This is a genomic window from Phenylobacterium conjunctum (genome assembly GCF_042679085.1).
Classification (GTDB): Bacteria; Pseudomonadota; Alphaproteobacteria; order Caulobacterales; family Caulobacteraceae; genus Phenylobacterium; species Phenylobacterium conjunctum.
In genome coordinates this window covers 67,220-79,220 of record NZ_JBHTLQ010000001.1, presented here as the reverse complement: position 1 = coordinate 79,220, position 12,001 = coordinate 67,220, and the positions used below count along the sequence as shown (strand labels likewise).

General features: G+C 68.9%; 13 protein-coding genes. 7 read left to right on the top strand and 6 right to left on the bottom strand.

The window, feature by feature from the left end:
• Positions 1–10: 10 nt before the first annotated feature.
• On the bottom strand, positions 11–1,354 hold the full coding sequence (locus ACFQ27_RS00380; protein WP_377351962.1) for an FAD-binding oxidoreductase: 1,344 nt from the start codon (positions 1,352–1,354) through the stop codon (positions 11–13).
• On the bottom strand, positions 1,351–2,142 hold the full coding sequence (locus tag ACFQ27_RS00375; RefSeq protein WP_377351961.1) for a DAPG hydrolase family protein: 792 nt from the start codon (positions 2,140–2,142) through the stop codon (positions 1,351–1,353). Before ACFQ27_RS00375 ends, ACFQ27_RS00380 begins: the two co-directional genes overlap by 4 nt.
• Positions 2,143–2,239: 97 nt before the next feature.
• On the opposite strand from ACFQ27_RS00375, the gene ACFQ27_RS00370 reads away from it, so the two are divergent.
• Together ACFQ27_RS00370 and ACFQ27_RS00365 are read left to right on the top strand one after the other, a co-directional pair.
• A complete protein-coding gene (locus ACFQ27_RS00370) occupies positions 2,240–2,863 on the top strand; it encodes a TetR/AcrR family transcriptional regulator (protein ID WP_377351960.1) in 624 nt (207 codons plus the stop codon).
• An 83-nt stretch (positions 2,864–2,946) separates the two neighbouring features.
• The gene (locus ACFQ27_RS00365) at positions 2,947–3,678 is read left to right on the top strand and encodes a hypothetical protein (protein WP_377351959.1); all 732 of its coding nucleotides are present in this window, start codon (positions 2,947–2,949) and stop codon (positions 3,676–3,678) included.
• A gap of 3 nt (positions 3,679–3,681) precedes the next feature.
• Here ACFQ27_RS00365 and ACFQ27_RS00360 read toward each other — a convergent pair whose 3' ends face one another.
• On the bottom strand, positions 3,682–4,455 hold the full coding sequence (locus tag ACFQ27_RS00360) for an SDR family NAD(P)-dependent oxidoreductase (RefSeq protein ID WP_377351958.1): 774 nt from the start codon (positions 4,453–4,455) through the stop codon (positions 3,682–3,684).
• Positions 4,456–4,612: 157 nt separating this feature from the next.
• On the opposite strand from ACFQ27_RS00360, the gene ACFQ27_RS00355 reads away from it, so the two are divergent.
• Complete coding sequence (locus tag ACFQ27_RS00355; RefSeq protein ID WP_377351957.1) at positions 4,613–5,482, top strand: thioesterase family protein; 870 nt, start codon at positions 4,613–4,615, stop codon at positions 5,480–5,482.
• A gap of 25 nt (positions 5,483–5,507) precedes the next feature.
• On the top strand, positions 5,508–6,185 hold the full coding sequence (locus tag ACFQ27_RS00350) for a nitroreductase (RefSeq protein ID WP_377351956.1): 678 nt from the start codon (positions 5,508–5,510) through the stop codon (positions 6,183–6,185).
• A gap of 59 nt (positions 6,186–6,244) precedes the next feature.
• Here ACFQ27_RS00350 and ACFQ27_RS00345 read toward each other — a convergent pair whose 3' ends face one another.
• Complete coding sequence (locus tag ACFQ27_RS00345; RefSeq protein WP_377351955.1) at positions 6,245–7,276, bottom strand: NADP-dependent oxidoreductase; 1,032 nt, start codon at positions 7,274–7,276, stop codon at positions 6,245–6,247.
• 132 nt (positions 7,277–7,408) lie between these two features.
• Between ACFQ27_RS00345 and ACFQ27_RS00340 the strand changes: the two genes are divergently transcribed.
• Together ACFQ27_RS00340 and ACFQ27_RS00335 are read left to right on the top strand one after the other, a co-directional pair.
• A complete protein-coding gene (locus ACFQ27_RS00340; protein WP_374345642.1) occupies positions 7,409–8,176 on the top strand; it encodes an SDR family NAD(P)-dependent oxidoreductase in 768 nt (255 codons plus the stop codon).
• Positions 8,177–8,234: 58 nt separating this feature from the next.
• Positions 8,235–8,663 (top strand): DUF3237 family protein, encoded by a 429-nt coding sequence (locus ACFQ27_RS00335; protein ID WP_374345643.1) that lies wholly within the window; start codon positions 8,235–8,237, stop codon positions 8,661–8,663.
• A 4-nt stretch (positions 8,664–8,667) separates the two neighbouring features.
• On the opposite strand, the gene ACFQ27_RS00330 is transcribed toward ACFQ27_RS00335, so the two are convergent.
• A complete protein-coding gene (locus ACFQ27_RS00330) occupies positions 8,668–9,606 on the bottom strand; it encodes an oxidoreductase (protein WP_374345644.1) in 939 nt (312 codons plus the stop codon).
• A gap of 63 nt (positions 9,607–9,669) precedes the next feature.
• Entirely contained in the window at positions 9,670–10,266 is a 597-nt protein-coding gene (locus ACFQ27_RS00325; protein ID WP_377351954.1) for a TetR/AcrR family transcriptional regulator, read from the bottom strand.
• A gap of 143 nt (positions 10,267–10,409) precedes the next feature.
• On the opposite strand from ACFQ27_RS00325, the gene ACFQ27_RS00320 reads away from it, so the two are divergent.
• The gene (locus tag ACFQ27_RS00320; RefSeq protein WP_377351953.1) at positions 10,410–11,984 is read left to right on the top strand and encodes an ATP-binding response regulator; all 1,575 of its coding nucleotides are present in this window, start codon (positions 10,410–10,412) and stop codon (positions 11,982–11,984) included.
• Positions 11,985–12,001: the final 17 nt, after the last annotated feature.

The following is a 12,001-nucleotide window of genomic DNA, read 5'->3' as shown; positions in this document are numbered from 1 at the left end:
CGGCCGGCGCCTAGGCCTCGCCTCCAGGCCAGCCGCCGATGAGGCCCTGCGGATCGTAGCGCTCCCGCAGGGCCTCTAGGCGCTTCAGGTTGGCGTCCGCCAGCACCTTGGCCGGACGCCTCGCCAGGTTCTCGTCCGCCAGTTGGGAGCCAACGCCCAGGGGCGCCATGGCCCGCATGTGCCGGGTGGCCCAGTCCAGATAACGGCCATCGTCCGCCGGGTTCCGCCATTCGCCATAGAGGGCGAGATAGCGCTGGGCCTCCATCGAGAACGCCATGTCCGGCCGCTCGCCCGCCGCCCGCCAGTCCAGCCACAGCACGTGGCTCGGTTCCGGCGGCATGTCGGCGGCGATGGCGCGCAGGCCCGGCAGCAGGTCATCGATGGGCGCGTCGGTCCACATGTTGTCGACGCACCAGCGCATGCCGTCCGGAAAATGCGTCCGCGCGGCGCCCTTCTGCATCACGTCCAGCGACAGGGGCAGCAGCGGCGTCGTCACCACGGCCTTTGACCGCAGCGGGCTTGTCTTGAGGAAGGCGACCGCCTCCCGCGCCGCGCGCCAGCTGTCCGCCAGCACCGGCGCGATCACTTCCAGGCCCGGCCGGTTGAGAAACATCGGCCTGGGCGTCATCAGCATCTGCAGCTCGACCTGGCGCGAGACCGACGGACCGATCGCGTCCAGCCAGCGATAGACCTCGTCCAGGTGCTCCAGGCCGAACACCTGGCTGGCGATGCCGATGGCCCTCGGCCGCTTGTGGAGCTTCAGGTGGAAGGCGACCACCACGCCGAAAAACCCCAGGCCCGAGCCTCGCGCGGCCCAGTAGAGGTCTGGATGGGTCTGCGCATCAGCCTGCACCAGGGAGCCGTCGGCCAGCACCACGTCCACGCCCAGCACATTCTCACAGGCCATGCCGAAGGCGCGGCTTCCCCAGCCGAACCCGCCCTGCAGGAGGAAGCCGCCCATGCCGACATCCGGCGCGTGCGGCGTCGGGAAGAACAGGCCCCTGCGGGCGAGCCTGCGGTTCAGCTCCGCGCCTTCGCAGCCCGGCCCTATGCGCGCGGTCATGGCGGCGCGGTCGATCTGGATCGTGTTCAGCCGCGACAGGTCCAGCATCAGGACGCCGTCGCGGATGTGGTTCTGGGCCCAGTTGTGGCCGCCGGAGCAGACCGTGATCTTCAGGCCCTGCGCCTGCGCCGCCTTGACCGCCGCGATGACGTCGGCGGCGGTGTTGGCCTGGACAATGCGTTCGGGCCGCCGTCCGGGATCACGGCCGTTGAAGCTGGTTCCGAACAGCGCCCGTTCATAGCCCGCCTCGCCTCGGGCGAAGCTGCGGCCCGGCTTGCCGTCGCGGATCATTGGTCGGCTCCGAATTCGGCGTAGAGCGCCGGCAGGATGCCCGCCAGATGCCCCATCTCCTCAGCGCAATGGACCAGCAGGGCCTCGGCCTCCTGCGGCCGCGGCGGGATCAGCCGTGTCAGGGGCCGTCGCAGGCCGCCCAGCCTCAGGTCGTCGCCCAGCATCCAGAACCGGGAGCGCATCTCGCAGCCGTCCGCGGTGGGACGAAGCTGGTGGATCATCGCGCCCGAGGTGAAGCCCGAACCGTCCAGCCCGGCGCGCGCGCAGACCGCCACCTGGCCCTTGCGCGCCAGCAGCGCCGGATCCAGGCCAAAGGCCGCAGGCGGCTCAAAGCTGATGGCGAACCGCATCCGGCTCGCGCCCAGATACTCCACCACCCGCGAGGTGCGGCCCACATAGCCGCCGCGCGCGTCACCGCCATCGGCCCAGCCGACCGCCAGGTGGGCGCGGGGATGCCACAGCTTGTAGCGGTCGGAATCTGCGCCGTGCCAGGCGAACCACCAGTCCCACATGGCCGGCGTCACCCCTGGCATCGGGGTCAGGCAATTGACCCGGACGCCCTGGCCCCGCGTCCAGGTCCAGCCGGTCTCGACGGGGCCATAGCCATCCTCCATCAGGGCCGGCGCCTGGGCCGAGCTCAGGAACAGCTCGGCGGGACGCGGGCCCGCCGCCAGGGCGGCCTGCACCCGCGGCGACAGGGGCGCGACCTCCGGGCGCCAATAGGCGGCCAGCCAGCCGCCCGGCCGGTGGGCGGCGGAGGGCTGGAGATCAGGAGCAGGTTGCGCCATGGCGTCCTCCTTGGGGCTCAGAATTGAGATAATTCTCATTTTTGAGATTATTGTCAATTCAGCCATCGCAAGGCACAGTCGGGCCATGGATGGAGCCTTGTCGATCGAGGGGGTGTTCGCCGCGCGCGCGGCTGCGGCAGGCAAGGCCGAGCGCACCCGCGCCCGCCTGCTGGACGCCGCCGTCACCCTATTCGCCCGCGACGGATTCGGCGTCGCCACCGCCTTCGACATCGCCAAGGCGGCGGGGGTCGCCAACGGCACATTCTACAGCTACTTCCGCGACCGGGAGGACATCGCCCACGGCGTCGCCCTGGGCATGGCCGAGATCACCGCCGAGCGCATGGCCCAGACCCTGCCCGGCGGCGCCGACGCCCGGACTCGGGTTGCCTACGCCACCCGCCGCTTCGTGGAAGAGGCCGCCGCCCACCGCGAGTGGGGTCGCCTGCTCGCCCAGGCGGTGGCGGCCAATGGCGAGCTGCGGGGCCGTATCACCCAGTTCATCCGCGCCGACGTCGATCTGGGCGTCGCCCAGGGCTGGTTCCAGGCCACCGTGGACCAGCCCCTGCTGGACGCCCTGGGCGCCTTGACCCTGGCGGCCCTGGCGCAGCGCCTGAACGGAGCGCCGGCCTCGATTTCGGCCCGCTTCGCGGAACTGCAGCTGGCGATGCTGGGCGTGCCGGCCGCCGATGCGGTGAGGATCGCCGCCGAGGCTGCGCCCTGATCCCGCTGCAACCGCGCCACAGTGGTCCGGCGCGCCAGGTCAGCTAGGATCGAGCCACACCTTCTTGCCGGATCGGAACGCCCATGCGCCCTTACCTGTTCGCTCTCAGCCTCGCTGCGGCCCTCGCCGCCGGCGCCGCCCAGGCCCAGCCGACGACCGTCGTCGTCCGAGCGCGCGCCCTTGACGCCAAGTTCATCGGAACCCACGTGGGCGGCGCCCAGGTGACCCTGACCGACGCCCGCACCGGCAAGACCCTGGCGAGCGGCAAGATCGAAGGCGCCACCGGCGACACGCCCAAGCTGATGGTCCAGCCCGCGGCGCGCAACGCGCCCCTGGCGGACGCCGACACCGCCAGGTTCACCGCCCAGCTCGACATCACCGAGCCCACCCTGGTGCGTGCAGTCGTCCGCGCCCCGGCGGGCATGGAGGCGAGCTCGACCCTCTGGGTCCTGCCCGGCCGCAACATCGAGGGCGACGGCTGGGTGCTGAGCTTCCCCGGCCTGATCGTCGAGCCGTCAGCGGTCGTCGGCGCGGACCGCAAGGCGATGGTCCACGCCAAGGTGGCCCTGATGTGCGGCTGCCCCATCGAGCCCAAGGGCCTGTGGGACGCCGCCAATTACACGGTCAGCGCCGAACTGACCCGCAAGGGCGCCGAGCCGGTGCGCTTCCCCCTGGCCTATGCCGGGACCAAGAGCGAGTTCGCGGCCCCGACGCCCACACCGCTCGCGCCGGGCGCCTACAGGCTGCGGATCATCGCGACGGACGCGACGACCCCGAACGCCGGGGTCGCCGACACCGATCTGGTGGTGAAGTAGGGCTCAGCGACGGCCCTGGCCGTCGTCGACCTTGATGACCGTGCCGGTCACCGCCACCGAGGCGGGCGAGACCAGGAACAGAAGGGTCGAGTCCAGCATGGCCGGATCGCAGATCCGCTGGCGCGGCATGCCCTTGGAGATGTCGCCCACCCGCTCCAGCATCCCGTCCATCATCTCGGACTGGAAAGCGCCGGGCGCGATGCCGGTGACGTTGATGTTGTTCCGAGCCCATTCCACCGCTAGCGCCTCCGTGGCGCGGACCACCGCGGCCTTGGTCACCGAGTAGAGCGCAGCCCCGCCGCCGGCATAGTCATAGGCCGCCACCGAGGCGATGTTGACGATCCGGCCCGGGGACTTCTCCTCGATCAGCCGGCGGGCCACCTCGCAGGACAGGATGAAGGGCGCGCGGACATTGATATCGAGCACCTGGTCGATCAGCTCGACCGACATCTTCACCGCCCGCTGGGCGTCGGGAATGCCGGCGTTGTTGACCAGGATGGTGACGAGGCCCAGCTCGGCCTCGACCTTGGGCACCACCGTCTTCAGCTGCTCGGTGTTGGTGACGTCCAGGGCCACGGGGAAGGCGACGCCGCCCTCGGCGCGGATCTCGGCGGCCAGGGCCTCCAGGCGCTCCACCCGGCGGGCGGCGATGGCGACCTTGGCGCCGCACTTGGCCAGCACCTTGGCGAAGCGCAGGCCCAGGCCTGACGAGGCGCCGGTGACCAGGGCCACCTGGCCCGTCAGGTCGGTGGAAACATTGGGCAGGGGGAAGGTCATGGGGCGTCTCCTCGAAGCTTTTCGCCACTTCGGCCAATTGGGGGCGCGAGATCAATCGTGACGCCACGGCGCCCCACGCCGGACTTGCGTGACGTGGGGACGGACCTCTAGGAGCCGTTGCGTCGCCGCGACGGCGACCTGGGTCGGGGTTGGAATTTTGGGCGACGGGTTCGGGACGGTCTCAACGACCGCCTTCTTCATTGAGGACGGCGACCGCTTCGTGCCGACCGAGGCGGCGGGCGGCTACTGGCGGCCGAACACCCTGGGCGGCCGCTTCGTGGGCGGTCTCCTGGGCCTTGGCCTGGAGCGGGCCTATGGCGCCTCTGATCTCGTGCCCGCCCGGCTCTGCGTCGACCTGATCAAGATGGCTCCCAAGGCGCCGTTGCAGGTCGCCACCCAGATCATCCGCCAGGGCCGCCGCCTGCTGCTGGCCGAGGCCCAGCTGATCGCCGACGGCGACGTGGTGGCCCGCGCCAACTGCCTGTACCTGCGCGAGACCGAGAACCCGGACAGCCCCACCCCACAGTCGCCGAGCTGGCGGGTCCCCTCGCCCCACGACCTCCTGCCGCAACCGGACCGCGGCCACTGGGAGATCCGCCCGATCCCCGCCGACCGCCGCGAAGCTCACGACACGCCGCGTCGGCGCCTGGCCGGCGAGGGCGACGCGCCCTCCTCCGCCGCCAACCCGCCAGTGCTGGGGCCGCTGTCGCCCTTCGAGGCCCGCCAGGCCTGGGTGCGCGAGACCCGGCCGCTGGTCGAGGGCCAGGCGCACACGCCCTTCACCCGCGTGGCGCTCGCCGCCGATTTCGCCAGCCCCATGGCCCATTCCAGCCTGGGCAGCATCGACTATGTGAACACCGACTTCACGGTCTACATGCACCGTCTGCCGGCCACCGAGTGGCTGGGCTTCGACATGGTTCGCCACCACGCCCTGGCCGGTGTCGCCGTGGGCGAGTGCTGGCTGCATGACGAGATGGGGCCGGTGGGAACAATCAATGTGGCCGCCGTGGCGCAACGCCAGGCCTGACGACAACATGAGAGGGGAGGACGGCATGAAGTACGACGAGGTGATCAAGGGCCGGCGCAGCATTCGCGGCTACAAGCCCGATCCCGTGCCGCGCAAGCTGATCGAGGAAATCATCGAGCTCGCCATGCGCGCCCCCTCCTCGATGAACACCCAACCCTGGAACTTCTATGTGGTCACCGGCGAGCCGCTGGACCGCATCCGGGCCGGCAACACCGAGCGCAACCTGGCCGGCATCCCCCACTCCCGCGAGTTCCGCACCGGCGGCGCCTTCGAAGGCAAGCACCGCGACCGCCAGGTGGGCGTCGCCAAGCAGCTGTTCGGCGCCATGGGCATCGAGCGCGACGACAAGGCCGGCCGTCAGGACTGGGTGCTGCGGGGCTTCCGCCAGTTCGACGCGCCGGTTTGTGTGATCATCACCTACGACCGGGTGCTGGACGGCTCCGACGACACGCCCTTCGACTGCGGCGCGGTCACCACCGCCCTGGTCAACGCGGCCTGGTCGCGGGGCCTGGGCTGCGTGATCAACAGCCAGGGCATCATGCAGTCCCCAGTGGTGCGCGAACACGCCGGCATCGCCGAGGACCAGGTGATCATGAAGGCCGTCGCCCTGGGCTGGCCGGACGACAGCTTCCCGGCCAACGCCGTGGTCTCCGAGCGCAAGTCCGTGGAAGAAGCTACCGTGTTCGTCGGCTTCGGCGACTAATCCAGGAGTGTGATAGCCGAAAGTGGACGGCGGTTTCGGCGGCCATCACGCTCCAAGCTCTAGGTCGGATCCTCGGCGATGCGGACCAGCATCTTGCCGAAGTTGCCGCCCTTCAGCATCTCGGCGAAGGCCTGGGGGATGGTCTCCAGGCCTTCCCGGATATCCTCCAGGTACTTCACCCGCCCGTCCGCCACGGCGGGGCCGAGTTCGGCCAGCATGGCCGCGTGGTGGCTGTCCACATAGTCGCCGACAAATAGGTCAGTGACCGTGACCCCGCGCTCGCCGGCCCGCCGCGCCTCCATGGCCCGCGGGTCCTCGCCCGGCGCATCGCCATAGGTGCTGATCAGGCCGCAGATGGTCATCCGCGCACCCGGCTTGAACAGCGGTAGCACCGCCTCGAAGGACGGGCCGCCGACATTCTCGAAATAGACGTCGACGCCGTCGGGACAGGCCGCCGCCAGGTCCTGGGCCAGCGTCGGCGACAGGTGCGAGACACAGGCGTCGAAGCCCAGGGTCTCGGTGACGAACCGGCACTTGTCCGGCTTGCCGGCGACGCCGACCACGCGAGCGCCGCGCAGCTTGGCCAGCTGGCCCGCGATCTGGCCCACCCCGCCGGAGGCCGCCGTCACCACCACCGTGTCGCCGGCCTTGGCCCCGCACTGGACCACCATGCCGGCATAGGCCGTCAGGCCCAGCATCCCCAACACGCCCACGGCTTGAGAGATCTTACCCTTGGCCGGATCGAGCTTGCGCGGGACCATGTAGCCGGGGCGCGGCACGCCCTCGCCCATGAGGGCGTATTCCGACCAGCCATTGGTGTTGAACACGAAGTCGCCGGGGCTGAGCCCCGGAATGCGACTCTCGACGACCTGCGAGACCGTCCGCGCATGGCAGGGCGCGCCCGGCGCCTCGGTTCCGCGCCGCTTGTAGGCCCACTGATAGGGGTCGAGGGAGACGTAGATCGTCCGGGTCAGGGCCTGGCCTTCCCCGGGCGTTGGCATCGGGCCTTCGCGCAGTTCAAAGGTGTCGGCCTCCGGCCAGCCGCCGATCGGCTTGCCCGACAGGGTCCAGTAGCGATTGACGGCGGCCATGCGATCCTCCCGATCTCTTTGATCGCCAGGGGCCACGGGCTGCACGTTGCGTCAATGCTTCCGGCGCGCGCGCCGCCCCGCTAGGGTCCGGACAACGACCGCTCCAGACGGCGGCGCATCAGGGAGAGCGACATGGCGGGACGGGTCGAGGGCAAGGTGGCCCTGGTGACGGGGGCAGGGTCCGGCCTGGGCGCGGAAACCGCCCGGCGGCTGGCGCGCGAGGGCGCGGCCGTGGTGCTGACCGACATCTCCGCCGACGCCGGCCAGGCGGTCGCTGACGGCATCGCCGACGCGGGCGGCAAGGCCCTGTTCCTGACCCAGAACGTCGCCGACCAGGCGCGCTGGGCCGAGGTGGTCGCCGAAACCCTGAAGGCCTTCGGGCGGCTCGACGTGCTGGTCAACAATGCGGGCGTCGCCGGCGGCGGCCCGCTGCTGGAGACCACCTTCGAGGCCTGGCGCCAACTCATGGACATCAATCTCGACGGGGTCTTCCTGGGCATGAAGGCCGCCGCCCCGGTGATGGTCGAGGCCGGCCGGGGCTCGATCATCAACCTGTCCTCGATCCTGGGGAAGGTCGGCTCCCCCGGCGCGCCGGCCTATTGCGCCTCCAAGGGCGGCGTCGCCCTGTTGAGCAAGGCCACGGCCCTGGAGCTCGCGCCCTTCGGCGTTCGGGTGAACTCGGTCCATCCCGGCTTCATCGAAACCCCGATGGTCGCCGGGGCCCTGCGCGACGTCGAGAACGCCAACGAGATGCGCGACATGATCATTTCGCGCCATGCGCTGGGCCGGCTGGGCGTGCCGCGCGAGATCGCCGACGGGATCGTCTTCCTGGCCTCGGACGAGTCAAGCTTCATGACCGGGGCGGAACTGGTGATCGATGGCGGCTACACCGCCGCCTGACCCCTTCCCTGTCGCCACGGAACGGCGGCTACGCCTTTCGCAAAACGGGAGGACGGCCATGCGTGGCGAGAAGATCTATGAGTACGAAGTCGAGATCACCGGAGCGACCGACTTCGGCGTGACCCTGGAGGCGATCCTGACCGGCCAGGCGGCGATCCCGCCGTCCGGCGCGCGCTTCGACTTCGGCTTCGCCGGCCGCGCCGAGGGCCGCCTCTCCGGGAAACTGACGGGCACGGACTATTACCGCCTGCGCCCCGACGGCCGGGGCGAGCTGAACATCCGCGGCGTGATTGAGACCGACGACGGCGCCCGCATCTCCATGGAGGCGACGGGGGTCGCGACGCCCACCGCCACGGGCATGGATCTGGTGGAGAACGTCACGCTCACCACCGCCAGCCCGGACTACGCCTGGGTCAACACCCGCCAGATCTGGGCCGAGGGCGCGAGCGCCGACGGCAAGATCCGCATCACGGGCTGGCTGCAGTAGCCGCTCAGATCTTGAACGGCGCGCCGGTCAGCTGCTCGCCGATGGCCCACAGGCGCTCGGCGCTCTGGGCGTCGGCGGAGTGGGCGGAGCGGTCCTTCTCGGCCCGCGCGGGCGGGCCCGTGAACCGGTCCGCCGGGCCGTAATAGGCTCCGGGCTCGATCTCGGCCGTGGCCGCGTAGACCTCCGGCAGAGCGCCCTTGGCGGCGCTGTGCGACTTGGGGCCGATGCCCAGTGCGACCATCGGCTTCAGCAGCCACAGCCAGCGGCCCAGGATGCTGTTGTTAGCCAGGTTGGTGACCGCCACGCCGGGGTGCGCGGCCACCGCGGTGATCCCGCTGCCGGCCTTGGCCAGGCGCTCGGTCAGGCCCAGGTTGAACAACAGGTTGGCGGTCTTCGACTGGCCGTAGGAGGCCGAGGGGTTATAGGCCGTCGTCCACTGCAGATCGTCCCAGCGGATATCGCCCCGCCGGTCGGCGATGGAGGCGACGTTCACGATCCGCCCGTTGGCCGCGATCAGCGGGAACAGGGTGCGGGTCAGGGCGAAGTGGCCCAGGAAGTTGGAGCCGAACTGCAGCTCGAAGCCCTGCTTGGTGGTCAGCCGCTTGGGCGGCATCATCACCCCGGCGTTGTTGATCAGGACGTCGATACGGCTGACGCCCAGCGCCTTCACCCGCTCGGCGGCGCCCGCGACACTGTCGAGGTCGGCCAGGTCCAGGGCGATCACATCCATCCGCCCGGTCGGCCAGCCCTTGCGGATTTCGGCCACAGCTGCGTCGGCCTTGGCGGCGTCGCGGCAGGCCATGATAACATGCGCGCCCTTGCCCGCCAGCATCCGGGTCGCCTCATAGCCCAGGCCGCTATTGGCGCCGGTGATCAGGATCACCTTGCCGGTCTGGTCCGGAATGTCGGCCTCGCCCCAGTTCGCCTTGATGGTCTGCGCCATGCGTCGTCCTCCCGTCTGGTGGGGGATTAAGCCCGCGAGCCCGCCATAAGTAAACTGGTGAGTTTACCCCTCAGGCCCATAGTGGGAGAGGAACAGGGCCACCGCCTCGGCCTCGATCACCGCCATCTTGTCAGTCGGCACGACCTCACCGCGCACCAGGTGCGGCCAGAAGCCCTCAGCCTTCAGAAGCGCCTTGAAGTGGCTTGAGGCCCGGCGCGGGTCGGCCTTTCGCAGGACCCCCGCGGCCATGGCGTCGGCCATGAAGCCGGCCAGGGCGTCGGAATCGTCCTGGAACCGCGGCACGCGCGCGGCAAGGTCCGGGTCGCGATAGGTCTCGGCCCACAGCACCGCCCCCAGGCGCATGAACCGCTCAGAGGTGAACAGCGCGCCCTCAGTCCTGGCGATGGCCCCGAGTTGCTCTTGGATCGGGCGTCCCGGCTCGAAGCCTGTCTCATAGGCCGCCTTGAACTGGGCGAAGGCCTGGTGGGCGATGGCCTCGAACAGGTCCGCCTTGCTGGCGAAGTGCCGATAGACCGTGCGCTTGGACACGCCCGCCCGACGCGCCACCTCGTCCATGCTCGTTGAGCTGTAGCCATTGTCCAGGAAGGCCGCGACGGCCGCCTCGAGGATGAGCTGATGCTTTCTAAGCGATAACGCCATGGCGCATCTGCCCATAACGGCAATGAAACACCAACCCCGTCGGCAAGCCGGGCCACCTACCCAAAATCTGTACCAAATATCTGGGTTGCGCGCCGAATAAGGCGAACTGACCTTCCGGCCCCTGACATGGGGGCGGAATCGTTATGCGTGAAGTACTGGCTCAGCTTTTTGACCAGGAAAATATCGTCGTTGAGCTCCGGCCAGACGGTTCCATTCTCTCTGCGAACGCAAAGTTCCTAGATCTATTTGGATACGGCCCCGAGGCGCTGAAGCACCTGAATCACGCTGCCCTGGTTCCTGAAACAGAAGTGGACTTATTGGCCTTCGTCGATACTTGGAATCGGCTGGAGCGGGGGGAGCGGTTCGCCTCCTCCTTCAGAAGGCGCGCGTCAGACGGTCGCCTGATCATCCTGCATGGCGCCTATGCTCCGATCCTGAACATCCATGGCGAGTTGGAGACCGTCTTCAAGATTGCGCACGACATTACGGAGATGGAGTCCGCCCGCGCTACCGCCCTGGACGACGCCCTTGCTGCACGCAAGTTGGCGGAAGCTGCGACCCGAGCCAGAGACCGACTGCTCGCCAATGTCAGCCACGAACTGAGGACGCCTCTGACCACCATTGACGGTCTGGCCAGACGCCTACGGCAGCAGCCGAGCGAGAGGGTGCACGACTTCGCCACAAGCATCGGGGAAGCTACAGCCACGCTCACCGCGCTCGTCGATGATCTGCTGGACGCCGCTCAGTTGGAGAGCGGCCGGTTCCGGATTCTACCGAGTCTCTGCTCGCCGCGCGACATCCTCACCAACAGCCTTGAGCCCTTCGTGGCCCGAGCCGCAGAGAAGGGCCTCACCTTCCAGGTCTCGATAGTCGCACTACCTGATCGTTTGGTTCTGGATGCTCTGCGCTTGCGCCAGATTCTCAGCAATCTGGCCGCTAACGCAGTGAAATTCACCCAAGTCGGCGGCGTGCAGGTTTACGCCAACTGGGCGGAAGATCAGCTCACAATCCGCGTGGAGGACAGCGGCCTGGGCTTTGACGAGAAAGACATCGCACGCCTGTTCTTGCCCTTCGAGCAGGTGGAAAGCTTACTGAGCCGCAGCCTGGGCGGAATTGGCCTCGGACTTCCAATCTGCCAACAATTGGTCAGCGCCATGGGGGGCTCGATCAGCGCAGAGGGTTCCCCGGGCCGCGGGGCCCGCTTCACAGTCACAATCCCCGCTGCCACGCCGCCTCTCTCAACGCCGACGCTTGCGCCCACGCTGCCGTCCGACCAGCCCACCTCGGCCGTGTCGTTGAATGTCCTTTCGGCAGAGGACAATCCTGCGATCAGGCTCGTACTTTCCCATCTATTGTCCGCCGAGAACTGCACTCCCTTCTTCGCGGCTAATGGCGAGGAAGCTTACGAACTCGCGCGAAAGCACACGCCGGACTTTTTCGATCTGTGCCTGATGGACCTCAGAATGCCGAAGTGTGACGGCCACGAGTGCTTGAAGAGGATCCGCAGCCTCCCTGGGGGGCAAGACCTATGGATCTACGCTCTGTCGGCCGACCTGGTCGGCGATGGGGCGGGCAAGGCGCTGATGGACGACTTTGATGGCGCGCTTGGCAAACCCATACGCCCCGAGACCCTCGCTGCCGTCATTGAGGAAGCTAGGCTCAACAGTACGCTGAGGCGTAAGCGGCGTCAGGCGCCTCACGCAACTGGAGACCAGTAAAAATTCGCCACGGAATC